Source organism: Luteibacter sp. 1214 (genome assembly GCF_031455395.1).
GTDB lineage: Bacteria > Pseudomonadota > Gammaproteobacteria > Xanthomonadales > Rhodanobacteraceae > Luteibacter > Luteibacter mycovicinus.
Map to the genome: position 1 here is coordinate 90,628 of NZ_JAVDSQ010000011.1, position 24,444 is coordinate 115,071.

The following is a 24,444-nucleotide window of genomic DNA, read 5'->3' on the forward strand; positions in this document are numbered from 1 at the left end:
GCGTGACCAAATGAACAATCTGGAGTAGATTCAGGCGCGTATCTCGGGGAAACGGGACCCAACATGGCTTCACAAATGCATTCGCCCATGCTGGCGGGTCTTACCGGCATGGCCCGGCGCCTAGTCACCGAGGGCGTCATGGCCGAGGCCGACGTTCGCAAGGCCGTCCAGGACGCCGCCGAAAAGCGCTCGTCCCTGTCCGCATGGCTGGTGGACCACAACCTGGTGGACAGCGCCAAGCTGTCCCAGGTGGCGTCGTCCGAGTTCGGTATGCCGCTGATGGACATCAGCGCGATGGTCCCGGGCAATATGCCCCTGGACCTCGTGACGGAAGCGCTCATCTCCAAGCACCAGGCGCTTCCGCTGTTCAAGCGCGGCAAGCGCCTGTTCGTCGGCATCGCCGATCCCATGCAGTCGCATGCGCTGGATGAGATCAAATTCCACTCGAACCACATGGTCGAGCCGGTACTGGTCGACCGGTCGCAGCTGCGCCGGGTGATCGACAGCGCCCTGTCGGCGATGAACAACTCGGTGCCGGCCTTCGGTGAGGGCGACCTCGACGAACTGGCGCTCGAGGGTGCCGACGAGGACGGCGATGTCGCCACCGGCATCGATGCCAACGCCAACGACGATGCCCCGATCGTCAAGTTCGTCAACAAGGTCCTGGTCGATGCGATCAAGCGCGGCGCCTCGGATATCCACTTCGAACCGTTCGAAACGGTCTACCGCGTACGCCTGCGCATGGACGGCATCCTGCGCGTCGTCGCCACGGCGCCGATCAAGCTGGGCAACCGCATCGCCTCGCGCCTCAAGGTCATGAGCGGTCTGGACATCGCCGAGCGCCGCGTCCCGCAGGACGGTCGTATCAAGCTCAACCTGACCAAGACCCGCGCCATCGACTTCCGCGTCAGCACCCTGCCGACCCTGTTCGGCGAGAAGATCGTGCTGCGTATCCTCGATGGTTCGTCCGCCAAGCTGGGCATCGACAAACTCGGCTACGAGGAGGTCCAGAAGAATCTCTACCTCGATGCCATCGAAAAGCCCTACGGCATGGTCCTGGTGACCGGCCCGACCGGTTCCGGTAAAACGGTGTCGCTGTATACGGCCCTTAACATCCTCAACACCGAGGGGCGCAACATCTCCACGGTGGAAGACCCGGTCGAAATCCGCGTCGAGGGCATCAATCAGGTCCAGCAGAACGTCAAGCGCGGCATGACCTTCGCGGCCGCTCTGCGCTCCTTCCTGCGCCAGGATCCGGACGTGATCATGGTCGGCGAAATCCGCGATCTGGAAACCGCAGAAATCGCGGTCAAGGCCGCGCAGACCGGTCACATGGTCCTGTCCACCCTGCATACCAACGACGCGCCGCAGACCATCGCGCGCCTGATGAACATGGGCATCGCCCCGTACAACATCATCTCGTCGGTCACCCTGATCATCGCCCAGCGCCTTGCCCGCCGGCTGCACGACTGCAAAAGGGAAATCAGCCTGCCACCGGCCGCACTGCTCGCCGAGGGTTTTACCCAGGAAGAAATCGACGCTGGCATCACCGTGTATGAGGCCGTCGGCTGCGACAGCTGTAACGAGGGGTACAAGGGCCGCGTAGGTATCTATCAGGTCATGCCGATGGTCGAGGACATCCAGAAGATCGTTCTGGAGGGCGGCAACGCCATGCAGATCGCTGAGGTGGCCAAAAAAGCCGGCATCAACGATCTGCGGGCATCAGCCTTGTTGAAGGTCCGCAACGGCGTCACCAGTCTGGCCGAGATCAACCGCGTCACCAAGGACTGACATCTCGTCAGGGGACGAGACGTGTGAAGATGTGCGCTGGATGGCAGAAAGCCACCTCGCGTTGCGTTCACACTAGAATAAGAACAGGGGCCGACCGCCAGCCGGCGGCCACCTGAGGCATCCACCCGGGGGAACACCGCGTCATGGCCATTGCCACCGCCACCAAGAACGCGCGCGCCATCGGCGCTGCGCGCGCATCAGTAAGTCAATTGATCGTCTACGACTGGACCGCGCTGGACAAGCGCGGCAAGCGCATGAAGGGCGAGATGCAGGCCAAGAATGCCTCGCTCGTCAAAGCGGAGCTCCGTCGGCAGGGTATGAACCCTCAGACGGTGCGCGAGCGCTCGAAACCGCTGTTTGGCGCCTCTGGCAAGAAAGTGCAGGCGCGCGATGTCGCCATCTTCAGCCGCCAGATTGCCACCATGATGGCCTCCGGCGTGCCCATGGTGCAGGCGCTGGAGATCATCACCGGCGGCCAGAAGAACCCTCGTTTCAAGAACATGCTGATCGAGGTCAAGCAGTCGATCGAGGGCGGCTCGTCGCTGCATGAGGCGTTGGCCCTGTATCCCGTGGAGTTCGACGAGCTCTACCGTAACCTGGTTCATGCTGGCGAAGCGGCCGGTGTACTCGATACGGTGCTGGACACCGTGGCGACCTACAAAGAACGCATGGAGAGCATTAAGAAGAAGATCAAGAAGGCGCTCTTCTACCCAATCATGGTTCTCGTGGTCGCGCTTTTGGTGTCCATGATCCTGCTGCTCTTCGTGGTACCGGTGTTCCAGCAGACGTTCAAGGATGCCGGGGCGGAACTCCCCGCTCCGACCCAGTTCGTGGTCAGCGCGTCCGAGTTCATGCAGTCGTACTGGTGGATGGTGATCGGTGGCATCGTGGGCGGCGTCTCTGCTTTGATCTACTTCAAGAAACGCTCGCCGAAGTTCGCCCATTTCCTGGAGCGCGTGATGCTGCGCCTGCCGGTGATGGGCAACATCATGCACCAGTCGGCCATCGCCCGATTCGCGCGTACGCTTGGCGTCACCTTCCACGCGGGTGTACCGCTGGTCGAGGCTCTCGAAGCCGTGGCCGGCGCCACTGGCAGCGTGATCTACGGCGAGGCGGTCATGCAGATGCGTGACGATATCGCCGTCGGTCACCAGTTGCAGCTGTCCATGCGTCAGGCTGGGCTGTTTCCCAACATGGTGGTCCAGATGACCGCCATCGGTGAGGAATCCGGTTCGCTCGACGCGATGCTCTTCAAGGTCGCGGAGTTCTACGAGGAGGAAGTCAGCAACGCCGTGGACAATCTGGCGACGCTGCTGGAACCCATGATCATGGTGATCCTTGGCGTGCTCGTCGGCGGCATGGTGGTCTCCCTCTACCTGCCCATCTTCAAGCTCGCCGGCACGGTCTGACCGAACACCCGCCGAGCCATGCACAATAGGAACCCTTCGCCCTCGCGGGCGGAGGGTTTTTTCTTGACCACGGATCTTCCATGCCCGACTTGCCCCTCGCTCTCTGGATCGGCCTCGCCGGTGTCTTCGGCCTGCTGTTCGGCAGCTTCCTCAACGTCGTGATCCTCCGCGTCCCTGCGCGCATGCAGGCGGAATGGCGCAAGCAGGCGCGTGAAGTCCTCGAACTGGACGCCGTGGACGAGGCGCTGCCGCCCGGCGTGGTGAAAGAGTCGTCGCACTGCCCGAAGTGCAAGCACCCGCTGGCCGCCCGGGACAACATCCCGCTGTTCGGCTGGCTCATGCTGCGCGGCCGCTGCCGCTATTGCCACGAGCCAATCTCGATCCAGTACCCGCTGGTGGAACTGCTGGCGGGCTTGGCCAGCGCCGCGGTGGTCTGGCGTTTCGGGCCGACGCCGGGCGCCCTGGCCGGCCTGGTGCTGACGTATTTCCTGATCGCGCTGTCCGGCATCGATGCGCGCACGCAGCTGTTGCCGGACGAGCTCAACTACCCACTGCTGTGGATCGGTCTCGGCCTGTGTCTGATCCCCTCCTGGCAGCCCCTGCCGATCGCCCCGACCTCCGCCATCCTCGCCGCCCTGCTCGGCTACCTCAGCCTCTGGAGCGTCTACTGGCTGTTCAAGCTGCTGACCGGGAAGGAAGGCATGGGCCACGGCGACTTCAAGCTGCTCGCTGCGCTGGGCGCCTGGATGGGCCCGGTCGCGCTGCTGCCGATCGTCATGCTCTCGTCGCTGATCGGCGCCATCGTCGGCGGCGCGCTGATTCTGTTTCGTCGCCACGGACGCGAGGTGCCGATTCCTTTCGGGCCCTATCTCGCCGCGGCGGGCTGGGTCTGGTTTCTGGTGGGCGATCGCCTGCTCGCCCTCTACATGCAGGTCAGCGGCATCCGATGAGCGGCTTCCGATGAGCGGCTTCGTCGTCGCGCTTACCGGCGGGATCGCATCGGGCAAGAGCGCGGTGGAGCGCCGCTTCGAAGCGCGTGGCGTGCATGCCTACGACGCGGATGCGGCGTCGCGCGCCGTGGTTGAGCCGGGGTCCGAGGCGCTTGCCGAGGTAGCGCGTGTGTTCGGGCCCGGGGCGCTGGACGACGAGGGCCGCCTGGACCGCGCGGCCATGCGCCGGCGCGTGTTCGACGATCCGTCGGCCCGGACGACACTGGAGGGCATCCTCCATCCGCGTATTCGTGACTGGTTGCGGGAGGCTGTCGCAGCCGATACGGGCGCCTACTGCATCCTGTCGATTCCGCTGCTCGTGGAGAACCACCGCCATTACGCGTGGGTCGACCGGGTGCTTGTAGTGGATGCGCCGGAGGCGGTGCGGATCGACCGGCTGGTACGCCGGGATGGCATCGACGAGGCGCTGGCCCGGAAGATGATCGCCGCGCAGGCGAGCCGGGAAGACCGGCTGGCGATCGCGGATGATGTGCTGGTCAACGATGGCGACGAAGCAACCCTGGATGCGCAGGTTGAGGTGCTCGACCGCCGCTACCGCACCCTGTCGTTGTAGGAGCGCGCCCCGCGCGCGAAACGACTTCGCGAAAGCTTGTCGCGCGCAGGCGCGCTCCTACACCATTGATGCGGCGGTCAGCCTCTCGCTGACGAACGACTCCGCCGGGGTGGGCCGGCCGATGTGATAGCCCTGCACCAGATCGCAGTCCATCTCGACGAGGCGACGCAGCGTGGCCTCGTCCTCGACGCCCTCGGCGATCGCTTCCAGCCCCAGGCGGTGGGCGACGTCGATCATCGCCTGTACCAGCAGTTCGGTGCGGCTGTCGCCGGTCATGGCATCGACGAAGCTGCGGTCGATCTTCAGCTCGGTCGCCGGGAAGTGACGCAGGTAGGCGAACGACGCGTACCCCGTGCCAAAGTCATCGATGGCGACGCGTACACCGCAGTCGCGCAGGCGACGCAGGACCCGCACGCTCATGTCCAGATCGGTGAGCAGCGCCGTCTCGGTAATTTCCACGATCACGGACTGGGGCGGCACGCCCCAGATATCGATGGCGCCCAGCACCTGTTCGGCGAAGCCCTGCTCGACGAACACACGCGGCGACAGGTTGATCGCCACGTCGAGCGCACAGCCGCCCCGATGCAGGGCCGCCGCATGACGCAGCGAGGCGTTGATGCTCCAGCGGGTCAGCGGCACGATGAGGTCGCTGCGCTCGGCAAAGGGGATGAAGTCGCTGGGCGGGACGATGATGTTGGCGGCGGTGGTCCAGCGCGCCAGCGACTCCACGCGGTTCATTTCACCCGAGCGCAGATCGTGCAGCGGCTGGAAGGCGACCTGCAGGCGGTTGGCTTCGATGTCCTCGCGTAACTCGCCGTAGAGGATTTCTACCGGTGTCACGTCGGGTTTGTAGATGGCGAAGGCCTCGCCGATACGCAGGGCTTCGTCGTGCGCCAGCTCCGCGCGGCGATACAACCAATCGGCGGTCACACCATGCTCGGGATGGATGGCCACACCGACGACGGCGCGACCGTGCCAGGGACGCTCACCCTGCATCAGCGGGCCATCGAACGCGCCGACGATGCGGGTCGCCGCGAGCAACGCGTGCGTGCGGTTACGCACCATCGGAAGAACCACCACGAACGTGTCGTCTCCCGCCACGAAGACGGTGTCGACATGGCGCAAGGCATCGACGATGCGTTCGCGCGAGGCGAGCATGATGTCGCTGCCGAAGTCATAGCCAAAACGTAGTTGCGCCTCGCGCATACCTTGCAGACGCACGATCAGGACGGCGCACGGGCCGGCATCCGGTGACGACCGGTCGAGAATCGACTGGACCGCCGGCAGGATGTAAGCCCGCTCGCTCATGCGACAAAGTACTCGCGCGGATCGATGCCGTGCGAACCGGCTGGCAAGGTGCGGAGAATCTCCCGGCGCACCAGATCCACCTGGCGCATGAGATCGACGATCAGGAAATCGTCGAGCGCGCTCTTGTCGGGCCGGGAGAGAATCGCGACGCGGGGCTGCAGGCGGCGCGACTGGTTCTGCACCATCACGATGGCCACCTCACCGGTGTTGAGTTCGACCAGCGTGCCCGTGGGATAGACCCCCAGGCAGGCCTGGAACTGTTCGACCAGCTCGCCCTGGAATTCGCGGTCGCGGCCGGCGTACAGCTCGCGTAAGGCGACGTGCTGTGACACGGCCGAACGGTACGGACGCGGCGTCGACATCGCGTGGTAGGTGTCGATGATCGCGGCCATACGCCCGGCGAGCGGAATGGCGGTGCCGGCCAGTCCCGAGGGATAGCCGGTACCGTCGTAACGTTCGTGGTGGGTGAGCACCATGTCGCGCACTTCGTTGTCGACGACACCGGAGTGATCGAGGATGGCGACGCCTTCATTGACGTGCTGACGTGCGAGGCCCCATTCATCGTCGTTCAGCGGTCCGTCGCGACTAAGCAGTTCCTCAGGCAGCTGCGACTTGCCGACATCCATCAGCAGGCCGCCGGCGGCGAGACTGACAATGGCGTCGCTTTCGAAGCCCATGTGCCGCCCGAACGCCGCGGCGAGCGTGCTGCAGCCGATCGCGTGCTGATAGGTATAGCCATCGCGCCGCCGCAGGCTTTCGATCCAGAAGAACGCGTCACCGCTGCGCAGCACACTCTCGACCATGGGGCGCACCGCGTTCTCGACAGCCTGCGGCTCGACCGGCCGACCATGCCGCAAGTCGTCGACCATGCGCGTGGCGAACTCGGCGACGGTGTCGAACGCCTCTCTGGCGCGCGGCATCTCATCGTCGAACGAGGCCGTGTCGGTATACGCGTGTCGACTGACCAGACGCAGGCTCGCCGCAGCACGCGGTGCGGGGGTGGCAACGGCCTTCGGCGCGATGCGCTGCGGGGTGAACCGGCTGTCGGGGACGACCTGACGGTGCATGTCCACGAAGACGTATTTGCAGAAACGACTGAGCGACTCGATGTCCTCACGGGACTCGATGGGCAGGCCCTGCAACGGAAAGGGCGTGTCGGACCAGTCACAGTCCAGGCGACTGACATACATGCCGACCTCCAGGTCGGACACGAAGACACGTCGCTCCACTAAATCGTACGCCACGTTTCCCCTCGCTCCTTTAGCCACGCTGGCCGAATACGCGCACGACTCTAGCGTGTTGCGCGTGTCGATGGCTTATCGGCCCTGCATCCCGATTCTGTAGGTACAGAGTTGTGAAGGTGGCCTTCACGCCGTGTCAGGTTTTCCCGGGTACACCGGTCTGGTCTATCAGGTCATGTCGACCGGGAGAAACTCATGCCGCGCCTTTCCCTGATCCCCGCTCTGCTCCTCGCCCTCACCGCGTGCTCGGCCGCTTCGGCGCGCGACGAGGGTGTCCGCCTGCCCGCCCCCACCGTCGATGCCGCACCGGCCGCTGGCGACGCCACCGCCGTGTTCGCCGGCGGGTGCTTCTGGGGCGTTGAGGGCGTGTTCCAGCACGTCCGCGGCGTGAAAAGCGTCCGCACCGGCTACTCGGGTGGTGACGCCGCTCATGCCAATTACGACGATGTCAGCGACGGTGATACCGGACACGCCGAATCGGTGAAGGTCGTTTACGATCCGGCACAAGTGTCGTACGGGCAGCTGCTGCAGGTGTTCTTCTCGGTGGCGCAGGATCCGACGCTGCTGAACCGGCAGGGGCCCGACTCGGGCACGCAGTACCGGTCGGCGATTTTCTATGCGACGCCGGAGCAGAAGAAGGTGGCGGAGGCATATATCGCCCAGCTGACCGCGGCGCACGCGTTTTCGTCGAAGATCGTGACGGAGGTAACGCCGTTTAAGGGTTTCTATCTCGCGGAGGACGAGCACCAGGACTATATGCGTCTGAATCCGGATGCGATGTACATCGCGATCAACGACCGGCCGAAAGTACTGGCCCTGCAGCGCATTTATCCGGAGCGGTACGTGGCCGGCTGGGCCAACGGCCGCTGAGAACCCCCAACCTCCTGTAGGAGCGCGCCTTGCGCGCGATATCCGGGTCGCGCGCGTGGCCATATCCGGGTCGCGCAGGGCGATACCTGGGTCGCGCGCAGGCGCGCTCCTACATGGGTCAGATCATGGGCAGGTTCAGGCCCTGCTCCCTTGCGCAGGCCACCGCATCCTCGTAGCCCGCATCCGCGTGCCGCATCACGCCGGTGCCGGGATCGTTCCACAGCACGCGGGCCAGCCGCTTGTCCGCCGCCTCGCTGCCGTCGGCCACGATCACCACGCCGCTGTGCTGGCTGTAACCCATGCCGACACCGCCGCCGTGGTGCAGGCTGACCCAGGTCGCCCCGCCCGCCACGTTGAGCATCGCGTTGAGCAACGGCCAGTCGCTGACCGCGTCGCTGCCGTCGCGCATGGCTTCGGTTTCCCGGTTCGGGCTGGCGACCGAGCCGGAATCCAGGTGGTCGCGGCCGATCACGATGGGCGCCTTCAGTTCGCCGTTGCGCACCATCTCGTTGAAGGCGAGCGCCAGCCGGTGCCGCTGCCCCAGACCCACCCAGCAGATACGCGCCGGCAGGCCCTGGAAGCTGATCCGCTCGCGCGCCATGTCCAGCCAGCGGTGCAGATGCGGATCGTCGGGAATCAGCTCCTTCACTTTAGCGTCGGTCTTGTAGATATCTTCCGGGTCGCCTGACAGGGCGACCCAGCGGAACGGCCCGACACCCCGACAGAACAGCGGCCGGACGAACGCCGGCACGAAGCCCGGGAACGCGAACGCCTCGCTCAGCCCCTCGTCCTTGGCCATCTGGCGGATGTTGTTGCCGTAGTCGAAGGTGGGCACGCCCTGCCGATGGAAGGCGAGCATGGCCTCGACATGACGGCGCATGGAGGCCTTGGCGGCATGGGCGGTGCCGGTCGGATCGGCCTTGCGGCGCTCGAACCATTCCTCGACGGTCCAGCCGGACGGCAGGTAGCCGTTGACGGGGTCGTGGGCGCTGGTCTGGTCGGTGACGGCATCGGGACGGACGCCCCGGCGTACAAGCTCCGGCAACACGTCGGCCGCGTTGCCCAGCAACGCCACGGACACGGCGCGGCCTTCCTTCGCGTAGCGATCCAGCCGCGCTAGCGCGTCGTCCAGGTCGCTGGCCTGCTCGTCCACGTAGCGCGTCTTCAGGCGGAAATCGATGCGGCTCTGCTGGCATTCGATAGTCAGCGACGAGGCGCCTGCCAGCGAGGCGGCGAGCGGCTGCGCGCCGCCCATGCCACCAAGGCCCGCCGTCAGAATCCAGCGACCGGCCAGCGATCCGCCGTAATGCTGACGCCCCATCTCGACGAACGTCTCGTAGGTACCCTGCACGATGCCCTGCGAGCCGATGTAGATCCATGAGCCGGCGGTCATCTGGCCGTACATCATGAGGCCCTTGCGGTCGAGCTCGTTGAAGTGCTCCCAGTCGGCCCACGCCGGCACCAGGTTGGAATTGGCAAGGAGCACGCGCGGCGCGTCGGGGTGCGACGGGAACACCCCGACCGGCTTCCCTGACTGGATCAGCAGCGTTTCGTCGTCGCGGAGTTCGCGCAAGCTGCGCAGGATGGCGTCGAAGCATTCCCAGTTACGCGCGGCACGACCGATACCGCCGTAGACCACCAGTTCCGCCGGGTTTTCCGCCACCTCGGGATCGAGATTGTTCTGCAGCATGCGGAACGGCGCTTCCGTCAGCCAGCTGCGGCAGGTCAGTTCGGTACCGCGCGGAGCGCGGACGGTACGGGTGGTGTCGATGCGCGTGACAGCCGTCATCGGGATGCTCCGGAGCTCGGGAATTCCGGATTATGGCCGCGCCGCGCCGCCACCCGCCAGCGGCGGCGCAGCAAAGGCGGCGATTACTGGCCGCTGGTGGACGGTCGCGACGGGGCGACGGCGCCGCGGTTGGAGGGCGTGGTCTCGTATTGGCGCGCGGCCGAATCCTGCTGCGCGCGGTTCAGTTGCTGCTGGCTGCGCTGTGCGTTGTCCAGCTGGTTGCGCATGGCCGGGTCGGTCGTATTGGTCCGCTGGATCGCCGTGTTGTTCTGCTGCAGCTGCTGGCGCACATTGCTCTGGTTCTGCGCGTTCTGCAGCTGCTGACGATCGACCTGACGCTGAAACTGCGCCGTCTGCGACGGCGTGGAGACTACCGCGCGGGGACGCGGTGTCGCAGCCGGAGCGGCCGCGGCGGGCCGGGCGGGCTTGGCGGGCGGGGTTTGCGCGGCCGCAAGCGCCGGCACGGCGACGAACAGCACCGACAGCAAGATGTTGCGTGATGAATTGGTCATGAGAGTCCGCCATGATGGTGGGTATTGATTAGCTCAGAGCCTACGTTTTCCGTCATGAACGTCACGTTTTCCCGCCTCGCCGCGATCTTCACACTGATCGCCACGCTGGCCGTCACCGCTTGCGCCACGCGTCCGGTTACCGCTCCCGCCCATCCCCCCGTTCTGCTGGTCTCGATCGACGCCTTCCGCCCCGACTATCTGGACCGGGGACTGACCCCGAACCTAATCGCCATGGCGAAAGACGGCGCCCGTGCGCCTTACATGCTGCCGTCGTTTCCGTCCCTGACCTTCCCCAACCACTACACGCTGGTGACGGGACGCGTGCCGGACCACAACGGCATCGTCAACAACACGATGAGCGATCCGGCGCTGGGCAGCTTCAGCCTGGCCAACCGCGCGGCGACGAGCGACGGCCGCTGGTGGGCCGATGCCGAACCGATCTGGGTGACGGCGCAGAAACAGGGTCTGCATACGGCGACGATGTTCTGGCCAGGTACCGAGGCCGCGATTCACGGCGTGCGCCCGGACCATTGGATTCCCTTCGACGATTCGCTCACCTCACGCGCCCGTGTCGACAAGCTGCTCTCATGGATCGACGAGGCGGGTCCGAAGCCGGTGTTCGACACGCTGTACTTCGACGCGGTGGATCACGCGGGGCACGAGTTCGGCCCCGATTCGCCGGAGGTGAACGCCGCACTGCGCGAGGTGGACGACGCGATGGGCTACCTGATTGCGCAGCTGCGCCAGCGCGGGCTCTACGACCGGATGAACCTGATCGTGCTGTCCGACCACGGCATGGCCGACGTGCCGAGGGGCAACATCGTCTTCGCCGACCAGGAGACCGACCTCGACGCGCTCGACGCGGTGTCGTTCGGTGTCATGGCCACCTTCAACCCGAAGCCGGATCGTGACTCGTCCGCCGCCGTGGCGCGGCTGCTCGGTCCGCACGAGCACATGCATTGCTATCGGAAGGAAGACCTGCCGGCGCGCCTGAACTACGGCACCCACCGCCGCGTACCGGCGCTGCTGTGCCTCGCCGACACCGGCTGGGCGATCACCAGCCACGAGCAGCTGGCGAAGCGGAACGGGCCGATGTCGCGCGGCGAGCACGGTTACGACAACCTCGATCCGACCATGCGCGCGCTGTTCGTCGCCCACGGTCCGTCGATCGGCCATGGCGTGACCATCGCGCCGTTCCCCAACGTCGACGTCTACCCGCTGCTCGCCCACCTGATCGGCATCGAACCGCTGCCGAACGACGGGCACCTGAAGGATGTCGAGGGCGTGCTGGCGACACCGGCTCACTGAACGGCGGACGGGGCGGCAATCCCGTAGAATCGGGCCATGCGCCAGATCTATACCTCCCCCCGCCCCGAAAACATCGACCGGATCGTCGCGTTGCTCGCCGAGCACGCGATCGAGACGACCGTCACCAACCGTTCGACCTGGAATCGCCCGACCTACCAGCGCTTCAGCTATTCGCAGCGCCAGTCCGACCGCGATACCTGGCCGCAGGTGTGGGTAAAGAGCGCCGACGATTTTCCGCAGGCCCGCGCCTTGCTGAAGGACATCGGCATCGAACCGGTCGTGCGTTTCCAGGAGGAACTCCAGCTGCACCGCACGCCGGACCGCCGTCCGGTCGCGCAGCGCACCGCGTCCCGCGTGCGCCTGATGGTGCTGACCATCGTCGCCGGGGTGATGCTGGTGGTGTTCCTCAAGGCCACCCAGGTCCTCTGAGTGGACGACATCGTGGCGCCGCGCCCCGCCCATCTCCTGCTGCGCGAGGAAACCCGCGAAGCGCACGAGGACACCGAAGCCTCGGGCGGCATGCGCCGGCTGATGGACGGTGAGCTGGACGTGGCGGGGTATGAGGCGCTGCTGCGTGCGCAGCTGGGGTTGTTTGATGAGTGGGAGGCGGAGCGCGCCGGGTGGCTGGCTGACGTCGTGCCTCAGGCGGGTTGGAGCTATGTGTCGCGGGCGTCGTTGCTGCGGGGCGATCTGGCTGTCGCGAACAGGGCTCGCTCCTACACGAGCCGCCCCGTCGAAGGCCACGCCCCCCCTGTAGGAGCGAGCCCCGCTCGCGATGCCCCTGCCCCTGCCCCTGCCCCTGCCCCCGTAGGAGCGAGCCCCGCTCGCGACGCTCCTGTCCCCGCAGGAGCCAGCCCCGCTGGCGATTCAATCCACGACTCCGCGACCTGCTGGGGCGAACTCTACGTCATCGAAGGCTCCGCCCTCGGCGGCCGCCTGATCGTCCGCCGCCTGCGCGAGCTCTACCCGGACCGCGACCACCGCTTCTACGCCATCGGCGAGGAAGCCCCCTCGGCCTGGCGCCGTTTCCAGCACATCCTCGACACCCAGCTGCATGACGACGCCTCGCATCGCGCCGCCGTTGACGGTGCGCGACGCATGTTCGCCCGCTTTCGACAGACCCTGATGGAGCCTGCCGCGCATGTCTGACCTGCCCGACCTCAACGCCTGCGACCGCGAGCCGATCCACATCCCCGGCTCGATCCAGCCCCATGGGGTATTGATCGTGGCCGACGCGGCGACGCGGACGATCCTGCAGATCAGCGAAAACGCGGCCGACGTGCTGGGTGTCGACCTCGACGCCGTGCTGGACGCGCCGCTACACGAAGTGATCGGCCTCCCCGACGACCTGTTCATCGACGATGAGCGGCCGGCGCACAGCTCCTGGGTCCCCGTGGTGTTCCCGCACGACGTGGACAAGTCGGGCTGGTATGCCACCGTGCATGCCTATGACACGCGCTGGATGATCGAGATCGAGCCGCGCGAAGACTATTTCGACGACGATCCGCTCCGCGTCGCCTACGACCTCACGCACAAGCTGGAAATCGACGGCAACGTCCAGCGCGCGGCGACGCGTGTCGCGCGCACCATCCGTGGCCTGCTCGGCTACGACCGCGTCATGGTCTACCGCTTCGATCACGACTGGCACGGCGAAGTCGTCGCGGAGTCGCGCAAGGACGAGCTGGAGCCCTATCTGGGCCTGCACTATCCCGCCACCGACATTCCGGTGCAGGCGCGCGCGCTGTACCTGCGCAACCGGGTCCGCCAGATCAGCGACTGCAAGTACATCCCGTCGCGCATTCTCCCTCCGTACGATCCGCAGACGTCCGAAGCGACCGACCTCAGCGATGTCTCACTGCGCAGCGTGTCGCCGGTGCATCTGGAGTACCTCGGCAACATGGGGGTCACCGCCACACTGGTTGCCTCGATCATCGCGAACGGCCGCCTCTGGGGCCTGATCGCCTGCCATCACTACAGTCCGTTCTTCTGCGACCACCGCATGCGTCAGGTGGCCGATTCCGTCGCGCGTGCGTTCGCCACGCGCGTCGCCGCGATTGAGGAGATGGACAAGATCGAGGTCGAGAGCACCCTGCTCACGGTCCGCGAAAAGCTGATCACCGCGTTCAACGAAAGCGATCGCATCGATCCCGAACTGCTGGCCACGCTCGCACCGGAATTGCTCGAGGTGGTCGACGCCGATGGCGTGGCGATCTTCGCCGGCAACCGCGTCATCCGCCATGGCCATCTGCCCGACGAAGCCGCGCTACTGCGAATCCGCGATGTCGTCGGCACGTCGGATACGCCGATGATGGCCGACAGCATCACCGGCGTGCTCAATACCGACGAGGTCGGCAGGCACTATCCCGAGCTGGCCGGACCCGAATTCGCCGGTCTCGCGGCGGGCGTGATCTTCATGCCGCTGCAGGCCGACTCGCATAACGCGGTGGTCTGGACGCGCGCGGAGCAGGTGCGCAACGTACGCTGGGCAGGCAACCCCTCACTGGCCAAGCTCGAGGTCATCCCCGGCGCGCGCCTGTCGCCCCGGCAGAGTTTTTCGTCGTGGCAGGAAACGGTGCGCGGTCGCTCGCGGCCATGGTCGCGCCAGCACCTCGACTCCGCCCGCGGCCTGCGCGTGCTGATCGAGATGATGGAGCGCAAGCATTACCAGCAGAGCTTCGCGCTGATGCGCGCGTCGCTCTCCCGCCTGCCCGACGCCATCGTCATCACCGACGCCAGCCATGCCGACTGGCGCCAGTGCCAGATCGTCTTCGTCAACGACGCCTTCGTCCGCGCCACCGGGCATCGCGTCGAGAGCCTGGCGGGCCTGCATATCGGCAGCATTCTGGTGGGCGATGACGCCATGTTCGCCCGTCGCGCGGGTACGCTGGACGCCGCCGAAGCCGCGCGCATCGATGTCGCCCTGCGCAAGGCCGACGGCGGCGTGCTGCAGGGCCGCCTGGAACTCGAACCGGTCACCGATGCCACCGGCACTATCACGCACTGGATGTCCGTCCACCACCGGGCGTAATAAGATCGGTCCATGACCGATCGAGTCCGCCTGTTTCAGACATTGCCGCATTCCTGCGGTTATTTCGCCGAGCGGACGGCACAGAACCTGGTGGTCGATCCCGGCGCGCCGCATCTGGACAAGCTCTACGGGCCCGCGCTGGCCAAGGGCTTTCGCCGTGCCGGCGGGCACCTTTACCTGCCGCAGTGCGCCGCCTGCCAGGCCTGCGTGCCCTGCCGCATCGACGCCGATCGGTTCACGCCGGACCGCACCCAGCGCCGCTGCGCCTCGCGTAACGCCGATATCAGCGTGACCGAGACGCTGCCGGGCTTCACCAGCGAACGCCACGAACTCTACGAGCGCTATCTTCGCGCGCGACACCCTGGCGGCGGCATGGACGCGGCGGATGCGGAGGATTTCCAGCGCTTTCTCGCCGCGCCCTGGAGCCCGACCGTGTTTCTGGAAATGCGCCAGGGCGAACGTCTGCTCGGCGTCGCGGTGACCGACATCGCGCTGGCCGGTGTCTCGGCCGTCTATACGTTTTTCGATCCGGACGAATCGGCGCGAAGCCTGGGCACCTTCGGCATCCTGCAGCAGGTGGCGCTCGCAAAGCGCCGCGGCATTCCGTACGTGTACCTCGGGTTCTGGATCGCGGGGCATCCCAAGATGGATTACAAGCGGCGCTTCCATCCGCTGGAAATCCGCAAGCATGGGCGCTGGATCGAGACGCCCTGAGCGGCGATCATGCGTGCATGACATCCCTGCCCCTGATCCGCGCGGCGTGGTTCGCCCTCGCCTTCGCCTTAGCCGACGCAGCCACGGCATCGCCTCCTTCTCCCACCGACGTCGCGCCCTCGTTCGAGCTGGTCGCGCTCGGCGTCGAAGGCGGCATCCGCACCGACAACCTCTCGGCGTACCTGCTCGAGGCCACCGGTGACGACAGGTATCTCGGTCTCGACGCCGGAACGCTGGTCTCGGGTATCCAGGTCGCCCTGGCGCACGGCGCGCTGCCGGAGGCCCATGGCAGCGATCTCGCGGCGGCCGGGAACGTGTTGCGCAACGGCATCGCGGGCTATTTCGTCAGCCACGCGCATCTGGACCATATCGCCGGCCTCGTCATCGCATCGCCCGACGATCGCGGCAGCAAGCCGCTGTACGGGCTCGCCTCGACCACCGAACGCCTCAGCGCCGATTACTTCAACTGGGACGCCTGGCCCAACCTGGCCAACACCGGCAAGGCCCCCGCCCTCGGCCGGTATACGCTCACCGCCGAACCGCCCGGTCGCTGGTTCGAGGTCGCCGGTACCTCGATGCAGGCGGCCATCTATCCGCTGTGGCACGACAGCGCCGTGTCGTCGATGATCCTGCTGCGCCACGGGGACTCGTATTACGCGTATTTCGGCGATACCGGCCCGGACGCGCTTTCGAAAGGGCAGCATCGGCTTGCCGACATCTGGCAGGTGCTGGCGCCACTGGTGCGCGCCCATCGGCTGAAGGGCCTGCAGATCGAGGTATCGTCGCCCGGCGATGTACCCGACGCACAGCTGTTCGGACACATGACGCCCGCATGGCTTCACCGTGAGCTGGCGGCCCTGGCCACGCAGGCGGGTGACCCCCTTGCCCTGCACGGGCTTCCCGTCATCGTCGACCACATCAAGCCCAGCCTGGAACCGGGGCGCGACCCGCGCGCCCTGATCGCCCGCGAGCTGTCCGAAGGCGACACCACCGGTGTCCGTTATGTCGTTATCGGCCAGGGCGACCGGGTAAAGCTTTGACGCAGGCTGCCGATCTGTGAAAAGCCCCGCGTTGGCTCCCGGCTCCACGAGCGACGACAATCGGGGTCTGTCCCGCACCGGAACCGCCATGGGCCCGCGCCGCATCGTCTGCCTCACCGAGGAACCCACCGAAACGCTTTACCGTCTCGGTGAGCAGGACCGTATTGTCGGGATCAGCGGTTTTACCGTGCGCCCGCCGGAAGCGCGCCGCGACAAACCGAAGGTCAGCGCCTTCACCAGCGCGAAGGTCGACCGGATCCTGGCGCTGAAACCCGACCTCGCCATCGGCTTTTCCGATATTCAGGCGGACATCGCCCAGGCGCTGATCAAGGCCGGCGTCGAGGTCTGGATTTCCAACCACCGCAGCGTGGAAGGCATCGTCGATTACATCCGCCGCCTCGGCGCGCTCGTCGGTGCGGCCACCCGCGCGAACGCGCTCGCCGATGAGCTCGAGCGCGGCCTCGACGCCACGCGGGAAGCCTCCGCGCGTCTGGCGCGACGGCCACGGGTGTATTTCGAGGAGTGGGACGAGCCTTACATTTCGGGCATTCGCTGGGTCTCCGAACTGGTGACGCTGGCCGGTGGGGACGACGTGCTTCCGCATCGCGCCACGCAGCCGCTGGCGAAGGACCGGATCATCGGCGACGCGCAGGAGATCGTCTCGACGGCGCCCGAGATCATCATCGGCTCGTGGTGCGGCAAGCGCTTCCGCCCCGAGCACGTCGCCGCACGCGCGGGGTGGGAGGACGTCCCGGCAATCCGCGACGGCGAACTCCACGAGGTGAAATCGCCGCTGATCCTGCAGCCGGGTCCGGCGGCACTGACCGACGGCCTGGCCGAGCTGCGCCGGATCATTCACGGCTGGAGCGCCCGGCATGTCTGACACGCGCACGCCAGACTGGTATGACCGCGGCGCGCCGGGTCCGGCCCCGCGGACGTGTCGGGAGGGCCTGTGCCGCAGCGCATGAAACGCGCGACGGGCAGCACCGCCCAGTGGTGCGGCGGCGTCCTCGTCGGCACGGCGGCCGCGCAGCTGCTGTCGGCCGCGCTGTGGAGTCAGCAGGGCGGCACGCACATCGTCTGGTTCCCGGGCGCCGTGCTGCTCGGCGCCCTGCTCGTCTCGCCGCCGTGTCGCTGGCCGTGGCTGACGGCATCCGCGCTGGCCGGTCTGATCGGCGCCTGCGTCGGCCTGTTCCGCCTGCCCGTGCTCGATACCTGCATGGTCCTGGTCGCGGCCATGGCCCTCGTCCCTCCCGCGGCGTGGCTGCTGCTGCAGGTGCGGGGCGACGCGCCGCTGCTGCAGGACTTCGGCAAGCTGACGGCCTTCGGCGCGATCGCCATCGTGGCCCTGCCGGCCGGGTCGGCGACGCTGATCGGACTGGTCGCCCCGTACACCGTCTTCCCCGGCGTCATCCTCAGCGACTGGCTCAACGTCGCGCTGGCCCATTCGCTGGGCTACGTGTTGTACGTGCCGGCCTGGATCAGCGTGCGCAGTTCCGACGCCGCCGTCCGTCACTCGGGCCCGCTGTCAGTGGTCTTCCTGCTGGGAATGGCCGCGTCCATCGCCCTGCTTGGCGCAGTCTGGTACGCGTTCGGCGACCGGCCCGGTCTGCTGCCGCTCTTGTGCCTTGCCCCGGCACCGATCCTCACGGCCGCCTGCCTGCGTGCCCAGATGGCCGGCAGCGCGGCGGCGATGTTCGTCATCGTCGTGATGGCCGCCCATCTGAGCGTCGACCGGCACGGCCCCTTCGTCTCGGACAGCCTGCAGAGCACGACCCTCGGCGTGCAGCTGTGGACGCTCGGCGCCACGTTCTGCGCCCTGGTCGTCAGCGCCATCGTGGAACAACGCCACGCCAGCCAGCGTGCCCTGGACCTCGCGCGGATCGACATGCGCGAGCTGGCCGGCCACCTGATCGCCACCCAGGAGCAGGAGCGCGCGCGCCTGGCGCGCGACATTCATGACGATATCAATCAACGACTTGCTGCGACATCCATCGGTCTGAGCGCCTTGCGGCGCCGCCTTCCACCACCCGCCTCGACCGACGTGGACACCCTGCAGAACCAGGTCATCGAGCTGTCGGAGGACCTCCGGCTGATGTCGCACCAGCTTCATCCGGGCTGGCTGAGCCATGCCGGACTGCGCGAAGCGCTGCAGGCGTTGTGCGCCTCGCCGCGGCACGCCAGCGAACCCGATGTAAGCTTGTCGGTACCGCCTGAGGTTGCCGCGTTACCCGGCGAGGTCGCTCTGTGTTTCTATCGGGTCGCCCAGGAAGCCTTACGAAACGCGCTGCGTCATGCCGAGGCCTCCCGCGTCGACATCGCGGTGGCGGTTTCGGACAGACAGGCGGTATTGAGGATCGCGGACGACGGCCAGGGATTCGACCCGGACGAACTTCGGTTTCACCGCTCCGGCATCGGTCTCATCAGCATGAGTGAAAGGGCGAAGCTGCTGGGAGGCAGCTTCGACCTCCGCAGTGCACCAGGTAAAGGAGTCGAACTATGCATACGCATACCGTTGCATCACCCTTGAATCACGATGGACCACCGCGCATCGTCTTCGCGGACGACCATCGCATGGTCGCCCAGGGTATCGAGCGCCTGCTGGAGGACACCTACGACCTGGTCGCCCTGGTCGAGGACGGTGGCACGCTGATGGAAGCGATCGCCCGCGAGGCGCCCGACCTCGTGCTGTCCGACGTGAACATGCCACGCGGCAACGGGCTTGAAGTGCTCAAGGCGCTGCGCGCACGCGGCGACAATACGCCGTTCGTCTTCCTCACCATGCATGCCGAACCGGCGCTCGCCGCGATGGCGATGAAGGCCGGCGCCAACGGCTATGTGCTGAAGATGGCCGCGGGCGAAGAACTGCTGCTGGCACTGCGCGAAGTGCTCGCGGGAAGCACGTATGTCACGCCGTCGCTCGGCGTTCATTCCACCAGCCGGCCACCGAACGAGTTGCGCGAGCTCACGCCCAAACAGCGCGAGGTGCTGCGTCTGGTCGGAACCGGCCTGCGCTCGCGGCAGATCGCCGAACAGCTGGGCTTGTCGGCACGAACGGTCGAGGCGCACAAATACATGATCATGCAGATCCTCGGCGTACACAGCACGGTGGAACTCGTGCGTCGCGCCGAAGACCTGGGTTTGCTGCTGTAACTCAGGGGTACAACATGCGCGTGGACCAGCGCGAATCGTCTTGGTCGTGCACGATTCGCTCGTGCAGACGGAAGGTGGCGCCGTACCAGAATTCCACGCGGTCGGGCTTCATCAGGTAGCCACCCCAGTGCGGCGGGCGCGGAACGTCACGCCCGGCAAACTCCTGCTCGAAATGCGCGACGCGCTCCTCGAAGGTCTGGCGGTCCGGAAGCGTCTGGCTCTGCTTCGACGCCCATGCACCTATCTGGCTGCCACGCGGACGGCTGGCAAAATAAGCGTCCGATTCCGCGTCGTCGAGCCGTTGCACGCGGCCTTCGAAACGCACCTGCACACCCTCGCGGATCTGTTTCCAGTGAAAGCACAGCGCGACCTGCGGATGCTCGGCGATCTCCCGGCCCTTCGCGCTTTCGCGGTTGGTGTGAAAACGCAGGCCGTGCTCATCGATGCCCTTGAGCAGCACGATGCGCGAGTGTACCCGGCCACTGGCGTCGGACGTGGCGAGATTCATCGCCGTCGGCTCGCGGTCGCCGCTGGCTTTCGCCTCGTCGAGCAGGCCGCGGAAGGTATCGAGAATGTCGGGAGTCAGCATAGTGACCGGATGCTAGCACGCCCGGTCGAGGCGTCCCCGGACGTTTCGTCGCGCCCACCCGACCCGCGGGAGCGCGCCCGCGCGGGAGCCAGCGCCGTCGGCGATACGCCTCTCAGATCAACGCCGCATATCCATCCCGCGCATCCCTCCAGCGACACCGGAACCCCGCGTCCCGCAACAACGCATTCGACAAGCGCTTGTTCCCCACGCCCGCCGGCCCCGGCCCCTCGCCCGGCAACGCCACGCCGAGCAATCCCGCCAGATGGTCATACAACACATCGATCGGCAGCGGCGTGTCATCCACCCCCACGTACACCGGCGCGGGATCTTCCAGCAAAAGCACCAGCGCCAGCGCCGCCGCGGCATCATCGACATGGATACGATTCGCGTAGATCCCGAGCCCTCTCGGCACCACGACCTTCCCCTCACGTAGCCGGTCGAGCAACTGCGTCCTCCCCGGTCCGTATAAGCCCGCCAGACGCACGCTGACACCACCGATATCGCGCGACGCGAGCCACCGCTCCGCCTCGAGCAATACGCGCCCATTGAATCCCGGCGGCGCGGGCACGGTCGTTTCATCGACCCAGTCGCCGCCCTGCCCACCGTAAACCGCCGTCGACGAGACGAAGACGGTTCGACGCGGCGGCACAGGCAACGCATCGACCAGATGACGCAGACCGTCGGGGAAGATGGCGCGGTAAGCCTCTTCGTCTCGCGCGCCGGGCGTGGGCGCGTAGACCACGGCATCGGCGTGAGGAAGGGCCTTCAGGGTGTCGGGGCGCGTGAGATCGCCACGCAGCCAGCGGATGCCGTCGCCGTCCCGCCGTTCGCTCCGGCGCAGGGCGAAGACGCGATGCCCCGCCTCGACGAGACGCCGGGCGACGCGCGTGCCGACGTCACCCGCGCCCGCGACGAGCACGGTTTCGTACCTCTGGGGATGGCTTGTTGCTAGCATGGATGCGATGAATCCCTCGCCCAACCTGTTTCTGGTCGGCCCCACGGGCGCCGGCAAGACCACGATCGGACAACGCCTCGCGGCGCATTATGGCCTGCCGTTCGTCGATCTCGACGTGGAGATCGAAGCCCGCCTCGGCGTGACGATTGCCAGCCTCTTCGAGAGCGAAGGTGAGGCGGCGTTTCGCGCGCTGGAATCCGCGCATCTGGACGAGTTTAGTCGCGCCGACGGCATCGTGCTCGCGACGGGCGCGGGCGCCGTGCTCGACGAAGGCAATCGCGTGACGCTGGCGGAGCGCGGCACCGTGCTGCTGTTGTCAGTCAACGTCGACGAACAGTTCGACCGTCTGCGGCACGACCGGGCACGGCCGATGATCGCGGGCACCGACCGGCGGGGCAAACTCGAAGCGCTGGCCGGACATCGCAACCACCTCTACGAAGAGATCGCCGACCTGATCTTCCACGGTCGCCACGAACACGTGGACGCCGCGGTGCCCCGCGCCGTCGCCCTCCTCGATCGCCACTGGAAACGCCCCTGATGGACATCGCAACCGTCGACGTCGACCTTGCCGGTCGCAGCTACCCCGTCTGGATCGGTCCCGGCCTGCTGGCCGACAACGCACGCTGGCGCACGGCGATCCGCGGCCGCCACGTGCTGGTGGTCAGCAATACGACCGTCGCGCCGCTCTATCTCGACGCGCTGGCCCAGGGGCTGGATGGTCTGCGCTGGTCGTCGTACCTGCTCGAGGACGGCGAGACGCACAAGACCTTCGCCAACGTCGGCAAGGTGCTCGAAGCGCTCGGTGAACTCGGCGCCACACGCGACGCCTGCGTGATCGCGCTGGGTGGCGGCGTCGTCGGCGATCTTGCCGGTTTCGCCGCCGCCTGCTGGATGCGCGGCATCGACTTCGTGCAGATCCCGACCACCCTGCTGGCGATGGTCGACTCGTCGGTCGGTGGCAAGACGGGCGTGAACCTGCCCGCGGGCAAGAACCTGGCCGGGGCCTTCCACCAGCCGCGCGCCGTGGTGGCCGATACCTATGTGCTCGATACGCTACCGCAGCGCGAGTTTCGCGCAGGGCTGGCCGAGATCGTCAAAGGCGCGGCCATCGGCGATCCGGACTTCTTTGCCTGGCTGGAAGATCACGCCGATGCGCTGAGCGGGCGCGAAACCGGCCCCCTTATCGAGGCGATCGCCCGCAAGTGCCGCTACAAGGCGGGTGTGGTGGCGCGGGACGAAACCGAGCAAGGCGAGCGCGCGTTGCTCAATCTCGGCCACACCTTCGGGCACGCGCTGGAAACCGCGGGCAATTACAGCGAGATCCTGCACGGCGAAGGCGTCGCCATCGGCATGGTGCTGGCGGCGAAACTCTCCGAACGGCTGGGCATGGCCCCGGCGACGGATACGCAGCGTCTGGTCACCCTGCTGCGGCGACTGGACCTGCCCACGGAACCCTCGGGCAAGCATGCCGCCAGCCGGCTACTGGAACTGATGCGGCTGGACAAGAAGAACACGGCCGGAACGCTGCGACTGATCCTCTGGCGAGGTATCGGCCGGGCGGAGATCGTCGCCGGGGTGGCCGAGGACGACGTTCTCGGCGTGCTCATTTGACGCACAGGGTGCGCCCTTCCGGGGGAGCGCCTACAATGATCGGCCCTGCGCCAGCCCGGATCGCTCGATGCGGATCTACATGCAAACCATGCCCGAAGCGGGGACCGAAGCACCCCGCTACGTTCAGATCACGCTCGAACAGGACCTGTTCGGCGGCTGGACCCTGTACCGCGAAAGCGGCGTGCAGGGCGGCAAGGCCTCGCTCAAGCGCGAGGTACACATCGAACGCGACAGCGCGCTGGCGGCATTCGAAAAAGCGCGCGACGCGCAACTGAAGAAAGGCTTCAAAGTGATGTTCAGCCAAGGTCAGGAGTCGGCGCATGGCCGCTGACGTCCTGCGTAACGACCGTTTTCTCCGCGCGCTTCGTCGCGAACCCGTCGACACCACCCCCATCTGGGTCATGCGCCAGGCCGGCCGTTACCTGCCGGAATACCGCGCCACCCGTGCGCGGGCCGGCAGCTTCATGGGCCTGGCGACGAATCCTGAATTCGCCTGCGAAGTCACGTTGCAGCCGCTCGAGCGTTTCGAGCTGGATGCCGCGATCCTGTTTTCGGACATCCTGACCATTCCCGATGCGATGGGCCTCGGCCTGTCCTTCGAAGCGGGCGAGGGCCCGCGCTTCGCGCGCCCCGTCCGCGACGCCGCCGCGATCGACAAGCTGGTCGTGCCCGATATGGATGGCGAGCTGCGCTACGTCATGGACGCGGTGCGCCTCATCCGCAAGGAGCTCGACGGACGGGTGCCGCTGATCGGCTTCTCCGGCAGTCCGTGGACGCTCGCCTGCTACATGGTCGAGGGTCAGGGCTCGAAGGACTTCGCGCAGGTCAAGGCGCTGGCCTGGAACGATCCCGCGCTGGCCCACCGCTTGCTCGACACCATCGCGCGTTCGGTCGCGGCCTACCTGGTCGCTCAGGCCCACGCCGGTGCGCAGGCCCTCATGATTTTCGATACCTGGGGCGGGCTGCTCGGTCCCGCGCCGTTCCGCGAGTTCTCGCTGCGCTACATGGCCCGGGTCGTGGACGCGCTCAAGGCCGACCCGGTCAGCCGCGACCTGCCGGTCATCCTGTTTTCGAAAGGCGCGCACGGTCAGCTCGAAGCGCTGGCCGATACCGGCTGCGATGGCCTGGGTGTGGACTGGACCATCGACATCGGCGAGGCGCGCCGTCGTGTGGGCGACCGGGTCGCCCTGCAGGGCAACCTCGACCCCGCCGTCCTGCGCGCGTCACCCGAGATCGTGGCGCGTGAGGCCCGCGCGGTGCTGGATTCGTTCGGCAACCATCCAGGCCACGTGTTCAACCTCGGCCACGGCATCACCCCGGAAGTGAATCCGGAGAACGTAAAGGTTCTCGTCGATACCGTGCACGCCCACGGCCGGGCGATCCGGGGGCCCTGAGGCCCCCTACACCCCTGTAGGAGCGCGCCCCGCGCGCGATGCTTCTGACCGCGAACCTGTTCGCGCCAGAGGATATCGCGCGCAGGGCTGTAGTGGCCGGGTATTTGAGGACCACGCATAGGAGCGTTAAGCCGCCATCCTCTCAAACTCGGCTGGCGGGCGGTAGTCG

General features: G+C 66.8%; 24 protein-coding genes. 18 read left to right on the forward strand and 6 right to left on the reverse strand.

Features of this window, described 5'->3' with window-relative positions; all coding sequences use genetic code 11:
- Positions 1–63 precede the first annotated feature (63 nt).
- From pilB to coaE, 4 genes are all read left to right on the forward strand, one after another.
- Positions 64–1,791, forward strand: coding sequence for a type IV-A pilus assembly ATPase PilB (gene pilB, locus J2X57_RS18705; RefSeq protein ID WP_309869338.1), 1,728 nt, complete (start codon positions 64–66; stop codon positions 1,789–1,791).
- A gap of 143 nt (positions 1,792–1,934) precedes the next feature.
- Entirely contained in the window at positions 1,935–3,200 is a 1,266-nt protein-coding gene (locus J2X57_RS18710) for a type II secretion system F family protein (RefSeq protein WP_043692798.1), read from the forward strand.
- Between the two features lie 80 nt (positions 3,201–3,280).
- The gene (locus J2X57_RS18715) at positions 3,281–4,150 is read left to right on the forward strand and encodes an A24 family peptidase (protein WP_036115119.1); all 870 of its coding nucleotides are present in this window, start codon (positions 3,281–3,283) and stop codon (positions 4,148–4,150) included.
- A gap of 10 nt (positions 4,151–4,160) precedes the next feature.
- Positions 4,161–4,763, forward strand: a complete 603-nt coding sequence (gene coaE, locus J2X57_RS18720) for a dephospho-CoA kinase (RefSeq protein ID WP_309869341.1) — start codon at positions 4,161–4,163, stop codon at positions 4,761–4,763.
- Between the two features lie 57 nt (positions 4,764–4,820).
- Here coaE and J2X57_RS18725 read toward each other — a convergent pair whose 3' ends face one another.
- Both J2X57_RS18725 and J2X57_RS18730 read right to left on the reverse strand, forming a co-directional pair.
- Positions 4,821–6,071 carry a GGDEF domain-containing phosphodiesterase gene (locus tag J2X57_RS18725; RefSeq protein WP_036115125.1) on the reverse strand — a complete coding sequence of 417 codons (1,251 nt, stop codon included), beginning with the start codon at positions 6,069–6,071 and terminating at the stop codon, positions 4,821–4,823.
- The gene (locus tag J2X57_RS18730) at positions 6,068–7,315 is read right to left on the reverse strand and encodes an HD-GYP domain-containing protein (RefSeq protein WP_036115129.1); all 1,248 of its coding nucleotides are present in this window, start codon (positions 7,313–7,315) and stop codon (positions 6,068–6,070) included. The genes J2X57_RS18725 and J2X57_RS18730 overlap by 4 nt, the downstream gene beginning before the upstream one ends.
- 192 nt (positions 7,316–7,507) lie before the next feature.
- Between J2X57_RS18730 and msrA the strand changes: the two genes are divergently transcribed.
- On the forward strand, positions 7,508–8,182 hold the full coding sequence (gene msrA / locus J2X57_RS18735; RefSeq protein WP_051943891.1) for a peptide-methionine (S)-S-oxide reductase MsrA: 675 nt from the start codon (positions 7,508–7,510) through the stop codon (positions 8,180–8,182).
- Between the two features lie 118 nt (positions 8,183–8,300).
- Here msrA and hutU read toward each other — a convergent pair whose 3' ends face one another.
- Both hutU and J2X57_RS18745 read right to left on the reverse strand, forming a co-directional pair.
- Complete coding sequence (hutU, locus tag J2X57_RS18740) at positions 8,301–9,971, reverse strand: urocanate hydratase (protein ID WP_036115132.1); 1,671 nt, start codon at positions 9,969–9,971, stop codon at positions 8,301–8,303.
- An 83-nt stretch (positions 9,972–10,054) separates the two neighbouring features.
- Complete coding sequence (locus tag J2X57_RS18745; protein WP_309869346.1) at positions 10,055–10,483, reverse strand: hypothetical protein; 429 nt, start codon at positions 10,481–10,483, stop codon at positions 10,055–10,057.
- A gap of 54 nt (positions 10,484–10,537) precedes the next feature.
- Here J2X57_RS18745 and J2X57_RS18750 point away from each other — a divergent pair, with 54 nt between their 5' ends.
- From J2X57_RS18750 to J2X57_RS18790, 9 genes are all read left to right on the forward strand, one after another.
- Positions 10,538–11,791 carry an ectonucleotide pyrophosphatase/phosphodiesterase gene (locus J2X57_RS18750; RefSeq protein WP_309869348.1) on the forward strand — a complete coding sequence of 418 codons (1,254 nt, stop codon included), beginning with the start codon at positions 10,538–10,540 and terminating at the stop codon, positions 11,789–11,791.
- A 36-nt stretch (positions 11,792–11,827) separates the two neighbouring features.
- Positions 11,828–12,220: a hypothetical protein gene (locus J2X57_RS18755; RefSeq protein ID WP_036115141.1), complete on the forward strand. Its 393-nt coding sequence runs from the start codon at positions 11,828–11,830 to the stop codon at positions 12,218–12,220.
- A complete protein-coding gene (locus tag J2X57_RS18760; protein WP_309869351.1) occupies positions 12,221–12,940 on the forward strand; it encodes a biliverdin-producing heme oxygenase in 720 nt (239 codons plus the stop codon).
- On the forward strand, positions 12,933–14,819 hold the full coding sequence (locus tag J2X57_RS18765; protein WP_036115144.1) for a PAS domain-containing sensor histidine kinase: 1,887 nt from the start codon (positions 12,933–12,935) through the stop codon (positions 14,817–14,819). Before J2X57_RS18760 ends, J2X57_RS18765 begins: the two co-directional genes overlap by 8 nt.
- A 12-nt stretch (positions 14,820–14,831) precedes the next feature.
- Positions 14,832–15,533 carry an arginyltransferase gene (locus J2X57_RS18770; protein ID WP_176167726.1) on the forward strand — a complete coding sequence of 234 codons (702 nt, stop codon included), beginning with the start codon at positions 14,832–14,834 and terminating at the stop codon, positions 15,531–15,533.
- A 17-nt stretch (positions 15,534–15,550) separates the two neighbouring features.
- Positions 15,551–16,573 carry a 3',5'-cyclic-nucleotide phosphodiesterase gene (locus J2X57_RS18775; RefSeq protein ID WP_309869354.1) on the forward strand — a complete coding sequence of 341 codons (1,023 nt, stop codon included), beginning with the start codon at positions 15,551–15,553 and terminating at the stop codon, positions 16,571–16,573.
- Positions 16,574–16,661: 88 nt separating this feature from the next.
- Positions 16,662–17,456 (forward strand): ABC transporter substrate-binding protein, encoded by a 795-nt coding sequence (locus J2X57_RS18780; protein WP_309869357.1) that lies wholly within the window; start codon positions 16,662–16,664, stop codon positions 17,454–17,456.
- Between the two features lie 81 nt (positions 17,457–17,537).
- Positions 17,538–19,103, forward strand: coding sequence for a sensor histidine kinase (locus tag J2X57_RS18785; RefSeq protein WP_156128494.1), 1,566 nt, complete (start codon positions 17,538–17,540; stop codon positions 19,101–19,103).
- Positions 19,073–19,726, forward strand: a complete 654-nt coding sequence (locus J2X57_RS18790) for a response regulator transcription factor (protein ID WP_081907558.1) — start codon at positions 19,073–19,075, stop codon at positions 19,724–19,726. Before J2X57_RS18785 ends, J2X57_RS18790 begins: the two co-directional genes overlap by 31 nt.
- 1 nt (position 19,727) lies before the next feature.
- Here J2X57_RS18790 and pdxH read toward each other — a convergent pair whose 3' ends face one another.
- The gene (gene pdxH, locus J2X57_RS18795) at positions 19,728–20,315 is read right to left on the reverse strand and encodes a pyridoxamine 5'-phosphate oxidase (RefSeq protein WP_309869362.1); all 588 of its coding nucleotides are present in this window, start codon (positions 20,313–20,315) and stop codon (positions 19,728–19,730) included.
- 112 nt (positions 20,316–20,427) lie between these two features.
- Positions 20,428–21,270, reverse strand: a complete 843-nt coding sequence (locus tag J2X57_RS18800) for an NAD-dependent epimerase/dehydratase family protein (RefSeq protein ID WP_309869364.1) — start codon at positions 21,268–21,270, stop codon at positions 20,428–20,430.
- Between the two features lie 7 nt (positions 21,271–21,277).
- On the opposite strand from J2X57_RS18800, the gene J2X57_RS18805 reads away from it, so the two are divergent.
- From J2X57_RS18805 to hemE, 4 genes are all read left to right on the forward strand, one after another.
- Positions 21,278–21,808: a shikimate kinase gene (locus tag J2X57_RS18805; protein WP_309869366.1), complete on the forward strand. Its 531-nt coding sequence runs from the start codon at positions 21,278–21,280 to the stop codon at positions 21,806–21,808.
- Positions 21,808–22,881 carry a 3-dehydroquinate synthase gene (gene aroB, locus J2X57_RS18810; protein ID WP_308847152.1) on the forward strand — a complete coding sequence of 358 codons (1,074 nt, stop codon included), beginning with the start codon at positions 21,808–21,810 and terminating at the stop codon, positions 22,879–22,881. The genes J2X57_RS18805 and aroB overlap by 1 nt, the downstream gene beginning before the upstream one ends.
- Before the next feature lie 67 nt (positions 22,882–22,948).
- Complete coding sequence (locus tag J2X57_RS18815; protein WP_036115167.1) at positions 22,949–23,212, forward strand: WGR domain-containing protein; 264 nt, start codon at positions 22,949–22,951, stop codon at positions 23,210–23,212.
- A complete protein-coding gene (gene hemE, locus J2X57_RS18820; protein WP_036115170.1) occupies positions 23,202–24,275 on the forward strand; it encodes a uroporphyrinogen decarboxylase in 1,074 nt (357 codons plus the stop codon). The genes J2X57_RS18815 and hemE overlap by 11 nt, the downstream gene beginning before the upstream one ends.
- Positions 24,276–24,444 lie beyond the last annotated feature (169 nt).

Bases quoted from the DNA above. Each gene is read 5' to 3' on its own strand.
- msrA (WP_051943891.1), top strand. From the start codon at position 7,508: ATGCCGCGCCTTTCCCTGATCCCCGCTCTGCTCCTCGCCCTCACCGCG.
- coaE (WP_309869341.1), top strand. From the start codon at position 4,161: ATGAGCGGCTTCGTCGTCGCGCTTACCGGCGGGATCGCATCGGGCAAG.
- J2X57_RS18815 (WP_036115167.1), top strand. From the start codon at position 22,949: ATGCGGATCTACATGCAAACCATGCCCGAAGCGGGGACCGAAGCACCC.
- J2X57_RS18710 (WP_043692798.1), top strand. From the start codon at position 1,935: ATGGCCATTGCCACCGCCACCAAGAACGCGCGCGCCATCGGCGCTGCG.
- J2X57_RS18775 (WP_309869354.1), top strand. From the start codon at position 15,551: ATGACATCCCTGCCCCTGATCCGCGCGGCGTGGTTCGCCCTCGCCTTC.
- J2X57_RS18755 (WP_036115141.1), top strand. From the start codon at position 11,828: ATGCGCCAGATCTATACCTCCCCCCGCCCCGAAAACATCGACCGGATC.
- J2X57_RS18725 (WP_036115125.1), bottom strand. From the start codon at position 6,071: ATGAGCGAGCGGGCTTACATCCTGCCGGCGGTCCAGTCGATTCTCGAC.
- J2X57_RS18750 (WP_309869348.1), top strand. From the start codon at position 10,538: ATGAACGTCACGTTTTCCCGCCTCGCCGCGATCTTCACACTGATCGCC.
- J2X57_RS18715 (WP_036115119.1), top strand. From the start codon at position 3,281: ATGCCCGACTTGCCCCTCGCTCTCTGGATCGGCCTCGCCGGTGTCTTC.
- pilB (WP_309869338.1), top strand. From the start codon at position 64: ATGGCTTCACAAATGCATTCGCCCATGCTGGCGGGTCTTACCGGCATG.
- pdxH (WP_309869362.1), bottom strand. From the start codon at position 20,315: ATGCTGACTCCCGACATTCTCGATACCTTCCGCGGCCTGCTCGACGAG.
- hutU (WP_036115132.1), bottom strand. From the start codon at position 9,971: ATGACGGCTGTCACGCGCATCGACACCACCCGTACCGTCCGCGCTCCG.
- J2X57_RS18770 (WP_176167726.1), top strand. From the start codon at position 14,832: ATGACCGATCGAGTCCGCCTGTTTCAGACATTGCCGCATTCCTGCGGT.
- J2X57_RS18800 (WP_309869364.1), bottom strand. From the start codon at position 21,270: ATGCTAGCAACAAGCCATCCCCAGAGGTACGAAACCGTGCTCGTCGCG.
- J2X57_RS18805 (WP_309869366.1), top strand. From the start codon at position 21,278: ATGAATCCCTCGCCCAACCTGTTTCTGGTCGGCCCCACGGGCGCCGGC.
- J2X57_RS18790 (WP_081907558.1), top strand. From the start codon at position 19,073: ATGCATACGCATACCGTTGCATCACCCTTGAATCACGATGGACCACCG.
- aroB (WP_308847152.1), top strand. From the start codon at position 21,808: ATGGACATCGCAACCGTCGACGTCGACCTTGCCGGTCGCAGCTACCCC.
- J2X57_RS18745 (WP_309869346.1), bottom strand. From the start codon at position 10,483: ATGACCAATTCATCACGCAACATCTTGCTGTCGGTGCTGTTCGTCGCC.
- J2X57_RS18780 (WP_309869357.1), top strand. From the start codon at position 16,662: ATGGGCCCGCGCCGCATCGTCTGCCTCACCGAGGAACCCACCGAAACG.
- J2X57_RS18785 (WP_156128494.1), top strand. From the start codon at position 17,538: ATGAAACGCGCGACGGGCAGCACCGCCCAGTGGTGCGGCGGCGTCCTC.
- hemE (WP_036115170.1), top strand. From the start codon at position 23,202: ATGGCCGCTGACGTCCTGCGTAACGACCGTTTTCTCCGCGCGCTTCGT.
- J2X57_RS18765 (WP_036115144.1), top strand. From the start codon at position 12,933: ATGTCTGACCTGCCCGACCTCAACGCCTGCGACCGCGAGCCGATCCAC.